This window comes from Pseudocitrobacter faecalis, assembly GCF_965231525.1.
GTDB lineage: Bacteria > Pseudomonadota > Gammaproteobacteria > Enterobacterales > Enterobacteriaceae > Pseudocitrobacter > Pseudocitrobacter faecalis.
The window spans coordinates 1,832,321-1,848,199 of sequence record NZ_CBDDNJ010000002.1 but is presented as its reverse complement, the minus strand read 5'-3'; the positions used below and the strand labels follow the sequence as shown (position 1 = coordinate 1,848,199).

Sequence of the window (15,879 nt, the reverse complement as noted above, 5' to 3'; positions counted from 1 at the left end):
CAACTTTATCGTCAACGGGAGGGATGAAAAAAAACTTGCACTAGACCGATTGGTCTATTAGATTATTTTCCCATGAGCAAACATAGTGAACATGATACCCGCGAACATATTCTGGCCACCGGCGAGCAACTTTGCATGCAGCGCGGTTTTGTTGGAATGGGCTTAAGCGAACTGTTGAAAACGGCGGAAGTGCCGAAAGGATCGTTCTACCACTATTTCCGTTCAAAAGAAGCCTTTGGCGTCGCCATGCTTGAACGCTATTTTGCCGACTACCACCAGCGCCTCGCGCAACATTTTGCCGCTGGTGAAGGAACGTATCGCGACCGCCTGCTGGCTTACTATCAGCAGGCCGTTAATCAGTTTTGCCAGCAGGGTAAAATTAGTGGCTGCTTAACCGTGAAACTCTCCGCTGAAGTGTGCGACCTGTCGGAAGACATGCGTGCAGAAATGAATAAAGGCGCCAGTGAAATCATAAACCTGCTCGGGCAGGCGCTGGAACAAGGCCGTCGTCACGGTTGTTTACGCTTCGACGGCGAGGCGCATACCCAGGCAGAAGTGCTCTATTCACTCTGGCTTGGCGCGAACCTCCAGGCCAAGATTTCTAAGAGCTCAACGCCGCTGGAAAGCGCGCTGGCTCACGCCAAAATTATAATTGCCGCGCCCGCGTAATAAGGGCGTTTTATTTTACCGAATTACTAGACGACCGGTCTACTCAGGAGTCACCATGTCGCAAGAAAAACTGTTTACCCCACTGAAAGTGGGTGCTGTTACTGCCCCTAACCGTGTCTTTATGGCCCCGCTCACCCGCTTACGCAGCATTGAGCCGGGCGATATCCCAACACCGCTGATGGCCGAGTATTATCGTCAACGAGCCAGTTCAGGGCTGATTATCTCTGAAGCGACGCAGATCTCCGCCCAGGCGAAAGGTTATGCTGGCGCGCCAGGTCTTTACAGTGCAGAACAAATTGCTGCGTGGCAGAGAATCACCGCCGGCGTTCATGCTGAAGGGGGGCGTATTGCCGTGCAATTCTGGCATACCGGGCGTATTTCCCACTCAAGCCTGCAACCTGACGGCCAGGCTCCGGTTGCCCCGTCTGCTCTGAGCGCGGGGACACGTACTTCTCTGCGTGACGAAAACGGTCATGCCATTCGCGTGGATACGTCGATGCCGCGCGCCCTGGAAACCGAAGAGATCCCGGGAATTGTGAATGATTTCCGTCAAGCAGTCGCCAATGCCCGTGAGGCCGGATTCGACCTGGTTGAACTGCACTCTGCACACGGTTATCTGCTGCATCAGTTCCTGTCGCCTTCTTCTAACCACCGTACCGATCAGTACGGCGGCAGCGTCGAAAACCGTGCCCGTCTGGTGCTGGAAGTGGTTGATGCCGCAATTGAAGAATGGGGTGCCGACCGCGTTGGGATCCGCGTCTCGCCGATTGGTACCTTCCAGAGCCTGGATAATGGCCCGAACGAAGAAGCCGACGCGCTCTATTTGATAGAGGAACTGGGCAAACGCGGGATTGCTTACCTGCACATGTCTGAACCAGACTGGGCCGGTGGCGAACCCTATAGCGAAACTTTCCGCGAGAAAGTGCGCGCCCGCTTCCAGGGTGTGATTATTGGTGCCGGCGCCTATACTCCTGAAAAAGCCGAAGATCTGATTCAAAAAGGGTTAATTGATGCCGTTGCCTTTGGCCGTGCGTATATCGCCAACCCGGACCTGGTGACCCGTCTGCAACGCAAAGCGGAACTCAACCCTCAGCGTCCGGAAAGCTTCTACGGCGGCGACGCCGAAGGTTACACCGATTACCCTACCCTGTAATCGCACATTGATAGCGGCAGGGATCGGCCGCTATACTAAAATAATGTTTTGTTTTGAATAATGATTATCCAGTGAGAGGAAATTATGCGCTTATTACACACCATGCTTCGTGTTGGTGACCTGCAACGTTCCATCGAGTTTTACACCAAAGTCCTGGGTATGAAACTGCTGCGTACCAGTGAAAACACTGAATACAAATACTCCCTCGCCTTCGTCGGCTATGGCGATGAAAAAGACGAAGCCGTGATTGAGCTGACCTATAACTGGGGCGTCGATAAATACGATCTCGGCAATGCGTATGGTCACATTGCCCTGAGCGTCGATAACGCGGCTGAAGCCTGCGAACGCATTCGCAACAACGGCGGCAACGTTACGCGTGAAGCGGGCCCGGTAAAAGGCGGCACCACGGTTATCGCCTTCGTTGAGGATCCGGACGGTTATAAAATCGAACTGATTGAAGAAAAAGATGCCGGTAAAGGCCTCGGCAACTGATTCCCCACGGACGCTACGGCGTCCGTTCTTTTATCCGCTTTTACTGCATCTCCTGGCAAAATTTGCCATAATGCGCGCTACTTTTTTCAGGTTAAGAGATTCTAATGTCCGACAATGCGCAACTGAATGGTCTGTGCGACCGTTTTCGTGGTTTTTATCCCGTGGTGATTGATGTAGAAACCGCCGGATTCAACGCCAAAACTGATGCTCTGCTTGAAATTGCAGCGATCACGTTGAAAATGGATGAAGATGGCTGGTTGATGCCGGACACCACTGCACATTTCCATGTTGAGCCGTTTGAGGGTGCGAATCTGCAACCGGAAGCGCTGGCGTTTAATGGTATCGATCCGACTGACCCGGAGCGTGGCGCCGTGAGCGAATATGATGCGCTGCATGCTATTTTCAAAATGGTGCGCAAAGGCCTGAAGGACGCGGGCTGCAACCGTGCCATTATGGTCGCGCATAACGCCACCTTCGATCACAGTTTTATGATGGCCGCCGCCGAGCGCGCGAATCTGAAACGTAACCCGTTCCACCCTTTCGTCACCTTCGATACCGCTGCCCTGAGCGGTCTGGCGCTGGGGCAAACCGTTCTGTCGAAAGCCTGCATCGCAGCAGGTATGGCCTTTGACGGCGAGCAGGCACACTCCGCGCTGTACGACACGGAACAAACCGCGCAGTTATTCTGCGAAATCGTCAACCGCTGGAAACGCCTGGGCGGCTGGCCGCTACCAATAGCAGCAGAATAAATCTCATAAAAAAAGCGACCGTTCCAGGTCGCTTTTTTGTGCCCGCTGACGCAAAAGCGCCTTTCGCGAATTACTCCGCTTTTGGCTCTTCTTCTTTATATTTTGCAGCAGCTTCTTTGATCAACTGCTGCAATTCGCCGCGCTGGTACATCTCGATGATGATGTCGCAGCCGCCAACCAGCTCGCCATCAACCCACAGTTGCGGGAAGGTCGGCCAGTTTGCGTATTTCGGCAGCTCTGCGCGGATCTCCGGATTTTGCAGAATATCTACGTAAGCAAAGCGTTCGCCACAGGCAGAGAGCGCCTGCACAGCTTGTGCGGAAAAACCGCAGCTCGGCAGTTTCGGGGAACCCTTCATGTACAGCAGGATGGGGTTCTCAGCGATCTGACGTTGGATTGTTTCAACAGTTGTGCTCATTGTCTTACTTCCTTAACTTCGAATACCACATGTAGTCTGACATTGTAGCGTTTCAGACCTCAGACGGAAAATAACATTTTATTCACGCTTTACTATTTTAACGTCTGAGCACAGAAGATGCCTGTGAAATGTCACTTTAGCAACCTGCTGACTAAAAAACTGTCCATTTTTTAGCTCATTGTATTTCGATTGCTGTTTTTTTTTGCACTTGCTAACGAAACACTATTTTAGATACAAAATCGCTATTAACTTTATTGCTTTATATGGATTAGAATTGATGAGTTTTGTAAATCATACCCAGGCATGAATTTTTATGCCTCCATACTCAGAGGATTGCTCAGTGGCGCGAATAAAAAAAATGTCGATCACGCTCTGTGCTTTGCTGTTTTCATCATTAACATTCTCGCCGCTCTCGCACGCTTCCGGTCATACGAAAGCCACGTCGGCGCAAAAATCGCTCTCCGCAAAGGGAAGCGAACGGAAGAAGAAAAATACCGTCAGCAAAAGCAGCAGCAAGAAGAAGTCCACCGCCTCAACCAGTAAAAAAACCACCACGAAGGCGACGGCAAGTAAAAAAATCGCCTCTACCGCCAGCAAATCATCCCGCACCGCGCGCGCCGCCAGCACCACCAGAACGGCCTCAACGCGTCGCAGTAAGAGCAGCGCGATGAAAACCGCAGCGGCAAACGTCACCACCAAATGCGTTGCCCGAAAAGGTCACAGGAAGTCCTGTACCACCAGCAAGGTGGAGAGCAAACCGTTAACTATTGCTGAAGCGCACAAGGCGCGCGTGCAGAAAGCACAAAAAACCGCGATGAACAAATTGATGGGCCAGATTGGCAAACCTTACCGCTGGGGTGGCACGTCTCCGCGCACCGGTTTTGATTGCAGCGGTCTGGTTTATTACGCCTATAAAGATCTGGTGAAATTCCGTATTCCGCGAACAGCTAACGAAATGTATCACCTGCGCGATGCCCGTGCGATTGACCGGGGTGAGTTGGAGAGCGGCGATTTAGTGTTCTTCCGCACGCGTGGACGCGGCACCGCCGATCACGTTGGTGTCTACATCGGCGGTGGAAAGTTTATTCAGTCTCCGCGTACCGGTCGCGATATTCAAATTACCTCCCTCAGTGAAGACTACTGGGATCGCCACTACGTCGGCGCACGCCGCGTAATGACGCCGAAAACCATCCGCTAACCCCTACCCTGCCACACATCTGGCAGGGTAACCTTCTCTTTTATCACACCTTTTAATTTGCTACTCTATCCACACTCAGTACAGGGTTACTGGGGATATTAACTATAAAAAGGAGAGTAGCAATGTCGTTCGAATTACCTGCATTACCGTATGCCAAAGACGCTCTGGCACCGCACATTTCTGCCGAGACGCTCGAGTATCATTATGGGAAACACCACCAGACTTACGTTACCAACCTGAACAATATGGTTAAAGGGACGGCGTTTGAGGGCAAATCACTGGAAGAGATCATTCGCACCTCTGAAGGCGGCGTGTTCAACAACGCAGCACAGGTCTGGAACCACACCTTCTACTGGCACTGCCTGGCACCGAATGCCGGTGGCGAACCGACCGGTGACGTGGCGGAAGCCATCAACCGTTCTTTCGGTAGCTTTGCTGAGTTTAAAGCGCAGTTCAACGATGCAGCCGCGAAGAACTTCGGTTCTGGCTGGACCTGGCTTGTGAAAAAAGTCGACGGCAGCCTGGCAATTGTCTCTACCTCTAACGCAGGTACGCCGCTGACGACGGATGCCAAACCGCTGCTGACGGTCGATGTGTGGGAACACGCTTACTATATTGATTACCGTAATGCACGCGTTAGCTATCTGGAGCACTTCTGGGCGCTGGTAAACTGGAAGTTTGTTGCTGAGAATCTGGCGGCATAAAGAAAATGACGCAGAAGGGTTTCCCCTTCTGCGTTGTTGTTACTGGCTTACCACGACCTCTTCACCCTGAGAGCGGCTGCTGAAGAAAACCAGCAGTAGCGCCAGTCCTGCCACAATCGCCCCCATCACCGGCACAAAGCTGTAACCCAGTCCGCCAGAAATCACCGCACCACCGGCTACGGCACCTAAAGCATTACCGAGATTAAACGCGCCAATGTTGACGGAAGAAGAAAGCCCCGGCGCTTCATGCGCAACACGCATTACGCGCATCTGCAACGGTGGCACCACCGCAAAGGTCGCCGCGCCCCACACCACCATACTGAATGCGGCACCGATTTCCGTGCGCGCCAGGAACGGGATCGCCAGCATTATCAACATTAACAGCAGCAGAAAACCTTTCAGGGTACCGCTGACTGAACGGTCTGCAAATTTACCACCAAGATAGTTGCCGATGGAGAAACCTACACCAATCAGCACCAACATCAATGTGATAAAGGCAGGTGTCGCATCCGTGATAGTGTGCAGCACCGGCGAAATGTAGGTATAGAGCGTGAACATCGCCCCCGCGCCCAGCACGGTGGTGAGCAACGCAGACAGTACCTGCGGGCGAACCAGCACCGACAGTTCACGCTTCACGTCCGGTTTCTCACCCGCCCCGCCTTTCGGCAGCGACAGCCACAGACCAATAATCGCAATCACGCCGAGCCCGGCCGTCGCCAGGAACGACATACGCCAGCCGATCGTTTCTCCGAGCCATGTTGCCGCCGGAACGCCGCCGATGTTGGCGATGGTCAGCCCCATAAACATGGTCGCGACGGCGCTCGCTTGTTTATCTTTCGGTACCACGCTTGCGGCAACAACCGATCCCAGACCAAAGAACGCACCGTGATTGAGGCTGGTAATAATGCGCGACAGCATTAACGTAGTGTAATCCGGTGCAATCGCGGAAAGGACGTTGCCCAAAGTGAAAATCGCCATCAGGAAGATTAACGCGTTGCGCCGTGCGCGATGTGAAAGCAGCAGCGTCATCAGCGGCGCGCCAACCATCACACCTACAGCGTAAGCGCTGATCAACATGCCAGCGGCGGGAATCGAGACATCAACCCCTTTGGCAATAACGGGTAATAGCCCCATTGGCGAAAATTCGGTGGTACCGATTCCGAATGCGCCTACGGCTAACGCCAGTAAGGGATAATTCACTTTCATGCTTTGACTCCGGTTTGCCGCAAACGCAAGGCGGCGTGACAACAGATGGCAAAAGCATGACATCAATCACAAAAAAACAGAAGTGAACAAATTAGCAAAATATTTTTGCTGAATTGATAACAATCGAAGAGAGGGAGAGCCGTCTCTCCCTTTAGGATGGGTTAATGCAGGACGGCGGTCAGCGCAGCAGCAACGATCAGCGCCAGCGTAATAACCGTGGTGGTAATTGACATCTTCAGTTCGGTACTCATCAATTTTTCTCCTTATTATCCCCACACCAAAAGTGAGCTATGTCATTTTTGCACACTTAATCGCAAAAATCTTCCCGGATTTCACGCAATAACCGATTTTGCGCTTCCACTTTTGTCAAAGATAAGACAAAATTCGACGCTTATTAAAAAGTGTATCGGCCATTGACCCCCTCCTGTCGTCCTGTGTCGTTTTCCCGGCGAACCGCAATTCATAACATTGCGCCAGGGTGAGTGAAGGCAAACGTTTTCGTATTGAATCGATCAGGGGCAGGCCCGGGTCTGGAGTGAGATGGAATGGCAACTATTAAAGATGTAGCGAAGCGCGCAAACGTTTCCACTACAACTGTATCACATGTGATTAACAAGACGCGTTTTGTCGCCGAAGAGACGCGTGAAGCGGTGTGGGCGGCAATCAAAGAATTGCACTACTCTCCCAGCGCCGTGGCCCGCAGTCTGAAGGTCAATCACACCAAATCCATTGGTTTGTTGGCGACCAGCAGTGAAGCTGCCTACTTTGCAGAAATTATTGAAGCCGTTGAGAAGAACTGCTTCCAGAAAGGCTATACCCTGATCCTCGGTAATGCGTGGAACAATCTTGAGAAACAGCGCGCGTATCTCTCAATGATGGCGCAGAAGCGCGTGGACGGCCTGCTGGTGATGTGTTCAGAATATCCGGAATCATTGCTGCAAATGCTGGAAGAATACCGCCATATTCCGATGGTGGTCATGGACTGGGGTGAAGCGAAAGCCGACTTTACCGACTCGGTTATTGATAACGCCTTTGAAGGCGGCTACATGGCTGGTCGTTATCTGGTGGAACGCGGACATCGCGAAATCGGCGTGATCCCAGGCCCACTGGAGCGTAACACCGGCGCGGGTCGTCTGGCTGGCTTTATGAAAGCCATGGAAGAGATGATGATCAAGGTGCCGGAAAACTGGATTGTGCAGGGCGATTTCGAACCGGAGTCCGGCTACCGCGCGATGCAGCAAATACTGTCCCAGAATCCGCGCCCTACCGCTATCTTCTGCGGCGGCGATATCATGGCGATGGGCGCGTTGTGCGCCGCAGACGAAATGGGCCTGCGCGTGCCGCAGGATATCTCGCTGATTGGTTATGACAACGTGCGCAACTCGCGTTTCTTTACGCCAGCACTGACCACTATCCACCAGCCGAAGGACTCCCTCGGGGAAACCGCCTTCAATATGCTGATGGACAGAATCGTCAGCAAACGCGAAGAGTCGCAGTCCATCGAAGTGCACCCGCGCCTGATTGAACGCCGTTCCGTGGCCGACGGCCCGTTCCGCGATTACCGCCGTTAAGCGTCTTTGCGGACGCTCGAGTCGGGCGTTCGCAACCATTCATTGTTCAGCGTTTCACTGTCCCCTAAATAGTCGAGTAACCAGCTTAGCGCTGGTGAACTGTCGTTTTGCTGCCAGGTCAGACAACAGGCGGCATCGGGAAACGGGTTTTCCAGTGCCAGTGCCGCCCATTCGCCTTTATCAATCTTTGGTTGCGCAAAATGATCTGGCACCATTCCAACGCATAATCCAGCAGATAAACAGGTTTCTGACGATTCCCAGTCCGGTACCACGACCCGCTTCTGGTTATCCAGTAACCAGGTGGTACGTTTAGGTAACGAACGCGATGTATCTTCGCGCACCAGTGACGGCCAGTTGCGCAACACGTCATCACTGAGCGGCCCCTCCATTTGTGCCAGTGGATGCGAGCGGGCGACCACGCACTGCCAGCTCAGCATGCCCATATCCCGGAACGCATATCGCCCCCCTACGGGTATCGCGCGTGTCGCGCCAATCGCCAGTTCAACTCGCCCATCCGCCAGCGCATCCCATACGCCATTAAAAACTTCCTGGTAGACCAGCAGCTCTACATCACTGAAGTGGCGATAGAAATCAACAATCATCTGTCGTGTGCGTTCGGGTTTGACAATGTTATCCACGGCAATCGCCAACTGCCCACGCCAGCCGTTGGCTATTTGTTGACACTGCTGACGGGTGATCTGCATTTTTTTGATAACAGAGCGCCCCTCTTTCAAAAACCATGCCCCTGCAGGGGTTAATTCCACATCCCGGTGACGACGTTCAAACAGCGGAACCGCCAGCCACTCCTCGAGTTGCCGTACTGTATAACTGATTGCAGAAGGCACACGGTGGAGCTCATTTGCCGCGCCGCTAAAGCTTCCGTTCCGCGCGACAGCATCCACAACTTCCAGCGAATATTCAGACCACATTTTCTGCTCACAAAATTTTTGAAACCACTACGCAAATATTAGCGTTTCACAAGGCAGTTTTCACTCTCTACACTCTCAGCCTCCTCATCTGTACAAAAAAGGCGTTTTTATGCAACCTGGGAAAGGATTTTTAGTCTGGCTGGCGGGCCTGAGTGTTTTAGGCTTCCTCGCCACCGATATGTATCTTCCGGCTTTCGCCGCGATTCAAAGCGATCTGCAAACACCGGCTGCCGCCGTGAGCGCGAGTCTGAGTTTATTCCTTGCCGGGTTTGCCGTAGCACAGCTGCTGTGGGGGCCGCTCTCAGATCGCTATGGCCGCAAGCCTGTCCTGCTGATTGGCCTGACGATTTTTGCCCTTGGTTGTCTGGGAATGCTGTGGGTACGCGATGCCACCACCCTGCTCGTTCTGCGATTCGTGCAGGCAGTCGGCGTATGTGCCGCAGCGGTAACCTGGCAGGCGATGGTGACCGATTATTATCCGGCACAGCGAACTAACCGTATTTTCGCGACCATTATGCCGCTGGTCGGGCTTTCTCCGGCGCTGGCACCGCTGTTGGGAAGCTGGATCCTGCACCACTTTGAGTGGCAGGCTATCTTTGCTACGCTCTTTGCCATCACGCTGATTTTGATGATCCCCGCGTTGCGCCTGAAATCCGCTCACAAAAAGGTCACGGTAAGTGGCGATAAGCTGACATTTATGAAGCTGTTACGCAGTCGCGATTATCGCGGTAACGTCCTGGTGTATGCGGCCTGCTCGGCAAGCTTCTTCGCCTGGTTGACGGGCTCACCGTTTATTCTGAATGCGATGGGATATAGCCCGACCGTGATTGGACTGAGTTATGTGCCACAAACCATTGCTTTCCTCGTCGGTGGTTATGGCTGTCGCGCAGCACTGCAAAAGTGGGATGGCGCAAAACTGCTGCCATGGCTGCTGTTAATTTACGCTGTCAGCGTCCTTGCCACCTGGGGCGTCGGCCTCACCGCGCATGTCTCGCTCACCGCCCTGCTGATACCGTTCTGCGTGATGGCAATGGCCAACGGCGCCATTTACCCGATTGTGGTAGCGCGCGCGCTGCGACCGTTCCCTCAGGCAACAGGCCGTGCGGCAGCATTACAGAATACGCTGCAATTAGGTCTTTGCTTCCTGGCAAGCCTGGTGGTTTCTTCACTGATTGCCGCCCCGCTGCTGGCAACCACCAGCGTGATGGTCGCCACCGTCGTTCTGGCCGGAATAGGCTACAAGATGCAGGCTGGCGCAGAGGAAAATTCAGCAGAAGAAACTTCACGCGCCTAACATCATGAATATCAATGTTATTAACTCGTAGTTAGTTTGCTAAGATTTTTAATTGAATCAGTAGATTTTGCGTCCTATACTGAATCGGTGTCACATAATTACGATAGTTATTACTTATTAACGGGAGCAGGACGCCTCCCGGTTCCCCATGGATGGTCTTTTCGGCAAGGGAAATCTCCCTTCCTCTGTGCTACGTCGGATAGCAGGCTCACGGAAATTCCGTGAGAGTTCTCACAAACTCTAAAAAGCGTCTACGCTGTTTTAAGGTTCTGATCACCGGGTCGGGATGGAGAAGCTATGAGCTCATCGTGTATAGAAGAAGTTAGCGTACCGAATGATGACTGGTACCGTATAACCAACGAACTGTTAAGCCGGGCAGGCATCGAAATTAACGGTAACGCCCCCGCAGACTTGCAGATCAAAAATCCCCAGTTCTTTAAGCGTGTTTTGCAGGAAGGTTCCCTGGGGTTAGGCGAAAGCTATATGGACGGTTGGTGGGAATGCGAGCGTCTCGACATTTTCTTTCAGAAAGTCCTGCGCGCTGGCCTTGAAAATCAACTGCCCCGCCACCTGAAAGATACGCTGCGCATCGCTGCTGCCCGCCTGTTTAATCTGCAAAGTAAAAAACGCGCCTGGATGGTCGGCAAAGAGCATTACGATCTTGGCAACGATCTCTTCAGCCGCATGCTGGATCCCTTTATGCAGTACTCCTGCGGGTACTGGAAAGACGCCCAAACTCTGGAAGAGGCCCAGCAGGCGAAGCTCAACCTGATTTGCCAGAAACTGAATCTTGAACCCGGCATGCGCGTGCTGGATATTGGCTGCGGTTGGGGCGGGCTGGCGCAATATATGGCGGAGCATTATGGTGTCAGCGTTGTCGGCGTGACCATCTCCGCAGAACAGCAGAAAATGGCGCAACAGCGCTGTGAAGGGCTGGACGTGACGATTCTGCTTCAGGACTACCGTGACCTGAACGATAAGTTTGACCGCATCGTGTCCGTCGGTATGTTTGAACACGTTGGGCCGAAAAACTATGCCACTTATTTCTCGGTGGTCGACAGGAACCTGAAACCTGACGGTTTATTCCTGCTGCATACTATCGGTTCAAAACGTACAGACCTTAACGTCGATCCATGGATCAACAAATACATCTTCCCAAACGGTTGCCTCCCTTCCGTACGCCACATCGCGGATGCCAGTGAACCACACTTTGTAATGGAAGACTGGCACAACTTTGGCGCGGATTACGACACCACGCTGATGGCATGGCATGAACGTTTTCTGGAGAGTTGGCCGGAAATTGCTGACAACTATTCGGAACGGTTCAAGCGGATGTTTACGTATTACCTCAACGCCTGCGCGGGGGCATTTCGCGCGCGTGATATTCATCTCTGGCAGGTGGTTTTCTCGCGCGGCGTGGAACACGGTTTACGCGTCGCACGCTAGTAAAAATCCCCCGGCATCAACCGGGGGATTTTTTTATGCTTCAGGCTGCGCCGCCGCGATGGCTGCGGCTTCTTTCGCTGCCAGTACGCGCTCGACCGTATCAACAACGGCCTGAGTCTGCGGGTCAATCTCAATGTTGATTTTATCCCCCAGACGTTTCGCCCCCAGCGTGGTACGCTGCAAAGTTTCCGGAATCAAGTGCACGCAGAAACGGGTTGGCGTGACTTCACCGACCGTCAGGCTAATCCCATCAATACCAATAAAACCTTTATACAGGATGTATTTCATCAGTGAGGGATCCTGGATTTTAAACCAGATCTGCTTGTTGTTCTCGGAGGTGACAATTTTCGCCACTTCAGCGGTCGTCATAATATGGCCCGACATCAAATGCCCGCCAATTTCGTCGCTGAATTTGGCCGCGCGTTCAACGTTCACCACATCACCCACATTCACATCACCCAAATTCGTAATGCGTAGCGTCTCTTTCATCAGATCGAAGCTAATCTGATTGCCATTAATTTCGGTCACGGTCAGGCAGCAGCCGTTATGCGCTACCGATGCACCCGTTTCCAGGCCATCCAGCATGTAGTCCGGCAGCTCAACAACGTGCGTGCGGAAATTCGGTTTTTCATCGATGGACACGATTTTTGCCGTGCCCTGCACAATACCAGTAAACATGCACTTAACTCCTGTCGATAATTACTCCGGCGGGGCTTACAGCCACACCGTATTTTCTGATACGAACAATAACAGTTGCCCAAACAGGTTGCCAGCCTCGGCGCAAAGACGACGATTTTTAGACTGGCTTAATGGCAAATCCCCGCTACAATAGCTGGCAATCCTCTTTTTTATCTTCTTGCTGCCTGTTCAGGCGGCTTTTCTGTCTCTCAAATAACAAAAAATATAGGTGTTAACGTGCAGAAGTATTTTAGCGAAGCGCGTCAGTTATTGGCTCTGGCTATCCCCGTGATTCTTGCGCAGGTTGCCCAAACGGCAATGGGGTTTGTGGATACCGTGATGGCGGGCGGTTACAGCGCGACCGATATGGCCGCCGTGGCTATCGGTACCTCCATCTGGTTACCGGCCATTTTATTTGGTCACGGTCTGCTGCTGGCGCTGACGCCAGTCATTGCTCAGCTCAATGGTTCGGGCCGTCGCGAGCGCATCGCAGCGCAGGTTAGCCAGGGATTCTGGCTGGCGGGCCTGGTGTCCGTGTTAATTATGGTTGTTCTGTGGAACGCGGGCTATATCATCCGCTCAATGCATAATATCGACCCGGCACTGGCGGATAAAGCCGTCGGCTATTTGCGCGCACTGTTGTGGGGCGCACCTGGCTATCTGTGCTTCCAGGTCGCACGTAACCAGTGCGAAGGGCTGGCAAAAACCAAACCGGGTATGGTGATGGGGTTTATTGGTTTACTGGTCAACATTCCGGTGAACTATATCTTTATCTACGGTCATTTCGGCATGCCGGAACTGGGCGGCGTGGGCTGCGGCGTTGCTACAGCGGCGGTCTACTGGGTAATGTTTATCAGTATGTTCTATTACGTTAAACATGCCGGTTCCATGCGCGATATTCGCAATCAAAAGGGTTTTGTTAAACCCGATATTGCGGTACTTAAGCGCCTCTCGTCACTCGGCCTGCCCATTGCACTGGCGCTGTTTTTCGAAGTCACGCTGTTTGCCGTGGTGGCGTTGCTGGTGTCCCCGCTGGGTATTGTCGATGTCGCTGGCCACCAGATTGCGCTGAACTTTAGCTCGCTGATGTTCGTTCTGCCGATGTCGTTGGCCGCGGCGGTCACGATTCGCGTAGGATTCCGACTGGGCCAGGGTTCAACCCTCGATGCCCAAACATCAGCCTGGACCGGGCTGGGTGTCGGCGTTTGCATGGCGGTGCTGACGGCCATTTTCACCGTCTCGCTGCGCGAGCATATCGCCCTGCTGTATAACGATAATCCCGAGGTGGTCACGCTCGCAGCACAGTTAATGTTGCTGGCGGCGCTGTACCAGATTTCTGACTCCATTCAGGTGATAGGCAGCGGTATTCTACGCGGCTATAAAGATACGCGTTCCATCTTCTTTATCACCTTTATCGCTTATTGGGTGTTGGGCCTGCCAAGCGGTTACGTGCTGGCGCTTACCGACCTGGTGGTTGAGAGAATGGGCCCCGCCGGTTTCTGGCTCGGCTTTATTATCGGCCTGACCTCTGCAGCGATTATGATGATGCTGAGAATGCGCTTTTTACAGCGTCAGCCGTCAAGCCTGATATTGCAGCGAGCTTCGCGCTAATCCTTTGAAGGCCGCATCCGTGCGGCTTTTTCATTAATGATGTAGCATTTCATCCACAACTTGTTCTGTGGTCATTTGCCATGGATAGTAGGTCGGCCAGTTATCCATCTCTTTTAGCAGCACTTCCTGGGATGTATTACCCATAAAAATGTGGAAATGGGCGGATTTACGCGGCGCAATGGTGTGATCGCTGAACTGTACGTATTTTGGCGCGGCTGAACCTGCATCCTGACACTCGAAAAGATAGCGTACCCCCTTCTTACCTGACGCGTAGGTCAAAATTTTATGCCCGGCGTAACGGTAGTGACAGGCGTTAACCTTATCGCCTATATGGAACTCCATCACCCCATTTTCGATACCAATCGTTTCGACATTGGTGGCATACCCTTTGCGGTAGTAAGCCTTGATTTGCTCGGCAGTTTTGCCTGATTCCTTTGCTGCTTTCTGCTTAAATACCGGATCAAGGTCGCCATTTAGCAGAAGGCCGTTAACGGATTGCCACACGCCATCCCAGTCAGAAAGCGCACGATCTTTTACCGCGCTATCCTCGAAAATACCGTTTGCCGCCTGCTGTTCGGCTGCCGTCAAAGGTACGCCATGACTGTGATTCCCATGTGCGGACACCGCGCTGCTCGTCATCAGCGCAGCAATGGTCAGTGTTATTTTCCCCAGATGCTTCAACGTCATTCCCTCATTCGCGAAAAAAATGAATGTTATATTATAACATATCAAACATCAACACGAGACGAGCATAATGTCATCACCTCTCTCACCCGGAAGCACCGTGGGTCAACGATTAAACCTTAACGGCAGAAAAATGCGCCAGATATGCGTAAAACTTCTCCAGTCACATGAAATTGCACATTTTCCCCTTGCCACATCCCGCGGCTGCCGCTAATATTCGTCCCCGTTGTCACGGCAACAATGCGTTCGTAGCTCAGTTGGTTAGAGCACCACCTTGACATGGTGGGGGTCGTTGGTTCGAGTCCAATCGAACGCACCATTTTGCGTTTATAGCTCAGTTGGTTAGAGCACCACCTTGACATGGTGGGGGTCGTTGGTTCGAGTCCAATTAAACGCACCATTATGCGTTCGTAGCTCAGTTGGTTAGAGCACCACCTTGACATGGTGGGGGTCGTTGGTTCGAGTCCAATCGAACGCACCATTCTCTTTTCTCTCCCCTCTTTTTCTTATCCTTTGTTTTCTGCGCATTAGTTATTTCGAATAAATAAAAAGCACCATGAGTAATGAACAACGATTTGCCCATTACCCACGATGCCTTCAATGTTGTTCAGCGATAAGTAATCTGTAATACCTGTAAATCAGGATGGTCTGCAACGCTATAAACTTGTGCAGTCGCGAGATGCTGCATCATTGTAAATTGAGCGCCCTCACGTAACGATTGCGTTTCACGCTGCTGCTTTCCGTCACGGAAACAGGAGACGTGAACCACATCACGCTCAGGATTGACGCGGCAGGCTTCTTCAACAATCGAGCCGCGGAAATGAATCACCCCTGAATTAGCGTTCGCTAATAGCGGGCATGCAAAGAGAGCGGCCATCAGGCCATACTGAAGAGTACGTTTCATCCGTGTATACCTCACGTCCTGTGAGAAAGTCCGGTGACGCGGTGAACGAAAACCCATCAATCATTGATAAGCGTTTATTTCAACCGTCCCACATCACATCCCAACAAACTGAGAATCATTTAAGAATTTTCTCAAGCTCAGAATTAATGTAGCGTGATTTTTTACGGCTGAAA

General features: G+C 52.4%; 17 protein-coding genes and 3 tRNA genes. 13 read left to right on the top strand and 7 right to left on the bottom strand.

Going from position 1 to position 15,879, the window contains the following annotated elements:
* The first annotated feature begins 72 nt into the window (after nt 1-72).
* The 4 genes from ACOXYR_RS09610 (at nt 73) to rnt (ending at nt 3,063) form a co-directional block, all read left to right on the top strand.
* Complete coding sequence (locus tag ACOXYR_RS09610) at nt 73-669, top strand: TetR/AcrR family transcriptional regulator (protein ID WP_421355975.1); 597 nt, start codon at nt 73-75, stop codon at nt 667-669.
* Between the two features lie 55 nt (nt 670-724).
* Nucleotides 725-1,822 carry an alkene reductase gene (gene nemA / locus ACOXYR_RS09605; RefSeq protein WP_350437218.1) on the top strand — a complete coding sequence of 366 codons (1,098 nt, stop codon included), beginning with the start codon at nt 725-727 and terminating at the stop codon, nt 1,820-1,822.
* Between the two features lie 84 nt (nt 1,823-1,906).
* A complete protein-coding gene (gene gloA, locus ACOXYR_RS09600; protein ID WP_015964257.1) occupies nt 1,907-2,314 on the top strand; it encodes a lactoylglutathione lyase in 408 nt (135 codons plus the stop codon).
* 104 nt (nt 2,315-2,418) lie between these two features.
* On the top strand, nt 2,419-3,063 hold the full coding sequence (gene rnt / locus ACOXYR_RS09595; protein WP_108474383.1) for a ribonuclease T: 645 nt from the start codon (nt 2,419-2,421) through the stop codon (nt 3,061-3,063).
* 70 nt (nt 3,064-3,133) lie between these two features.
* Here the strand turns inward: rnt and ACOXYR_RS09590 are convergent, their stop codons facing one another.
* Nucleotides 3,134-3,481 (bottom strand): Grx4 family monothiol glutaredoxin, encoded by a 348-nt coding sequence (locus tag ACOXYR_RS09590; RefSeq protein WP_421355974.1) that lies wholly within the window; start codon nt 3,479-3,481, stop codon nt 3,134-3,136.
* A gap of 340 nt (nt 3,482-3,821) precedes the next feature.
* Between ACOXYR_RS09590 and ACOXYR_RS09585 the strand changes: the two genes are divergently transcribed.
* Entirely contained in the window at nt 3,822-4,679 is an 858-nt protein-coding gene (locus tag ACOXYR_RS09585) for a C40 family peptidase (protein ID WP_108474413.1), read from the top strand.
* A gap of 122 nt (nt 4,680-4,801) precedes the next feature.
* A complete protein-coding gene (sodB, locus tag ACOXYR_RS09580) occupies nt 4,802-5,383 on the top strand; it encodes a superoxide dismutase [Fe] (protein ID WP_189623087.1) in 582 nt (193 codons plus the stop codon).
* 39 nt (nt 5,384-5,422) lie between these two features.
* Here the strand turns inward: sodB and ACOXYR_RS09575 are convergent, their stop codons facing one another.
* Nucleotides 5,423-6,589 (bottom strand): MFS transporter, encoded by a 1,167-nt coding sequence (locus tag ACOXYR_RS09575; RefSeq protein WP_108474385.1) that lies wholly within the window; start codon nt 6,587-6,589, stop codon nt 5,423-5,425.
* Nucleotides 6,590-6,750: 161 nt separating this feature from the next.
* Nucleotides 6,751-6,840: a cytochrome bd-I oxidase subunit CydH gene (gene cydH, locus ACOXYR_RS09570; RefSeq protein ID WP_015964251.1), complete on the bottom strand. Its 90-nt coding sequence runs from the start codon at nt 6,838-6,840 to the stop codon at nt 6,751-6,753.
* 294 nt (nt 6,841-7,134) lie between these two features.
* Between cydH and purR the strand changes: the two genes are divergently transcribed.
* A complete protein-coding gene (gene purR / locus ACOXYR_RS09565; RefSeq protein ID WP_108474386.1) occupies nt 7,135-8,160 on the top strand; it encodes an HTH-type transcriptional repressor PurR in 1,026 nt (341 codons plus the stop codon).
* On the opposite strand, the gene punR is transcribed toward purR, so the two are convergent.
* Nucleotides 8,157-9,089: a DNA-binding transcriptional activator PunR gene (punR, locus tag ACOXYR_RS09560; protein WP_108474387.1), complete on the bottom strand. Its 933-nt coding sequence runs from the start codon at nt 9,087-9,089 to the stop codon at nt 8,157-8,159. The two genes, purR and punR, sit on opposite strands and share 4 nt — an antisense overlap.
* A 109-nt stretch (nt 9,090-9,198) precedes the next feature.
* On the opposite strand from punR, the gene punC reads away from it, so the two are divergent.
* Together punC and cfa are read left to right on the top strand one after the other, a co-directional pair.
* A complete protein-coding gene (gene punC, locus ACOXYR_RS09555) occupies nt 9,199-10,383 on the top strand; it encodes a purine nucleoside transporter PunC (protein WP_421355973.1) in 1,185 nt (394 codons plus the stop codon).
* A gap of 297 nt (nt 10,384-10,680) precedes the next feature.
* Entirely contained in the window at nt 10,681-11,829 is a 1,149-nt protein-coding gene (cfa, locus tag ACOXYR_RS09550) for a cyclopropane fatty acyl phospholipid synthase (protein WP_108474389.1), read from the top strand.
* Between the two features lie 33 nt (nt 11,830-11,862).
* On the opposite strand, the gene ACOXYR_RS09545 is transcribed toward cfa, so the two are convergent.
* Nucleotides 11,863-12,507: a riboflavin synthase gene (locus ACOXYR_RS09545; protein ID WP_015964246.1), complete on the bottom strand. Its 645-nt coding sequence runs from the start codon at nt 12,505-12,507 to the stop codon at nt 11,863-11,865.
* 237 nt (nt 12,508-12,744) lie between these two features.
* Between ACOXYR_RS09545 and mdtK the strand changes: the two genes are divergently transcribed.
* Nucleotides 12,745-14,118, top strand: coding sequence for an MdtK family multidrug efflux MATE transporter (mdtK, locus tag ACOXYR_RS09540; RefSeq protein ID WP_108474390.1), 1,374 nt, complete (start codon nt 12,745-12,747; stop codon nt 14,116-14,118).
* A gap of 33 nt (nt 14,119-14,151) precedes the next feature.
* On the opposite strand, the gene zinT is transcribed toward mdtK, so the two are convergent.
* Nucleotides 14,152-14,805: a metal-binding protein ZinT gene (gene zinT, locus ACOXYR_RS09535; protein WP_421355972.1), complete on the bottom strand. Its 654-nt coding sequence runs from the start codon at nt 14,803-14,805 to the stop codon at nt 14,152-14,154.
* A gap of 239 nt (nt 14,806-15,044) precedes the next feature.
* Between zinT and ACOXYR_RS09530 the strand changes: the two genes are divergently transcribed.
* The 3 genes from ACOXYR_RS09530 (at nt 15,045) to ACOXYR_RS09520 (ending at nt 15,283) form a co-directional block, all read left to right on the top strand.
* Nucleotides 15,045-15,121 (top strand) — tRNA-Val (locus ACOXYR_RS09530).
* 4 nt (nt 15,122-15,125) lie between these two features.
* A tRNA-Val gene (locus ACOXYR_RS09525) sits at nt 15,126-15,202 on the top strand.
* Between the two features lie 4 nt (nt 15,203-15,206).
* Nucleotides 15,207-15,283, top strand: a tRNA-Val gene (locus ACOXYR_RS09520).
* 126 nt (nt 15,284-15,409) lie between these two features.
* Here the strand turns inward: ACOXYR_RS09520 and ACOXYR_RS09515 are convergent.
* The gene (locus ACOXYR_RS09515; protein ID WP_108474392.1) at nt 15,410-15,706 is read right to left on the bottom strand and encodes a fimbrial protein; all 297 of its coding nucleotides are present in this window, start codon (nt 15,704-15,706) and stop codon (nt 15,410-15,412) included.
* Between the last annotated feature and the right edge of the window lie 173 nt (nt 15,707-15,879).

What these genes read in the sequence shown, in the direction of transcription:
- ACOXYR_RS09610 (WP_421355975.1), top strand. Translation starts at nt 73, where the DNA reads ATGAGCAAACATAGTGAACATGATACCCGCGAACATATTCTGGCCACC.
- nemA (WP_350437218.1), top strand. Translation starts at nt 725, where the DNA reads ATGTCGCAAGAAAAACTGTTTACCCCACTGAAAGTGGGTGCTGTTACT.
- gloA (WP_015964257.1), top strand. Translation starts at nt 1,907, where the DNA reads ATGCGCTTATTACACACCATGCTTCGTGTTGGTGACCTGCAACGTTCC.
- rnt (WP_108474383.1), top strand. Translation starts at nt 2,419, where the DNA reads ATGTCCGACAATGCGCAACTGAATGGTCTGTGCGACCGTTTTCGTGGT.
- ACOXYR_RS09590 (WP_421355974.1), bottom strand. Translation starts at nt 3,481, where the DNA reads ATGAGCACAACTGTTGAAACAATCCAACGTCAGATCGCTGAGAACCCC.
- sodB (WP_189623087.1), top strand. Translation starts at nt 4,802, where the DNA reads ATGTCGTTCGAATTACCTGCATTACCGTATGCCAAAGACGCTCTGGCA.
- ACOXYR_RS09575 (WP_108474385.1), bottom strand. Translation starts at nt 6,589, where the DNA reads ATGAAAGTGAATTATCCCTTACTGGCGTTAGCCGTAGGCGCATTCGGA.
- cydH (WP_015964251.1), bottom strand. Translation starts at nt 6,840, where the DNA reads ATGAGTACCGAACTGAAGATGTCAATTACCACCACGGTTATTACGCTG.
- purR (WP_108474386.1), top strand. Translation starts at nt 7,135, where the DNA reads ATGGCAACTATTAAAGATGTAGCGAAGCGCGCAAACGTTTCCACTACA.
- punR (WP_108474387.1), bottom strand. Translation starts at nt 9,089, where the DNA reads ATGTGGTCTGAATATTCGCTGGAAGTTGTGGATGCTGTCGCGCGGAAC.
- punC (WP_421355973.1), top strand. Translation starts at nt 9,199, where the DNA reads ATGCAACCTGGGAAAGGATTTTTAGTCTGGCTGGCGGGCCTGAGTGTT.
- cfa (WP_108474389.1), top strand. Translation starts at nt 10,681, where the DNA reads ATGAGCTCATCGTGTATAGAAGAAGTTAGCGTACCGAATGATGACTGG.
- ACOXYR_RS09545 (WP_015964246.1), bottom strand. Translation starts at nt 12,507, where the DNA reads ATGTTTACTGGTATTGTGCAGGGCACGGCAAAAATCGTGTCCATCGAT.
- zinT (WP_421355972.1), bottom strand. Translation starts at nt 14,805, where the DNA reads ATGACGTTGAAGCATCTGGGGAAAATAACACTGACCATTGCTGCGCTG.
- ACOXYR_RS09515 (WP_108474392.1), bottom strand. Translation starts at nt 15,706, where the DNA reads ATGAAACGTACTCTTCAGTATGGCCTGATGGCCGCTCTCTTTGCATGC.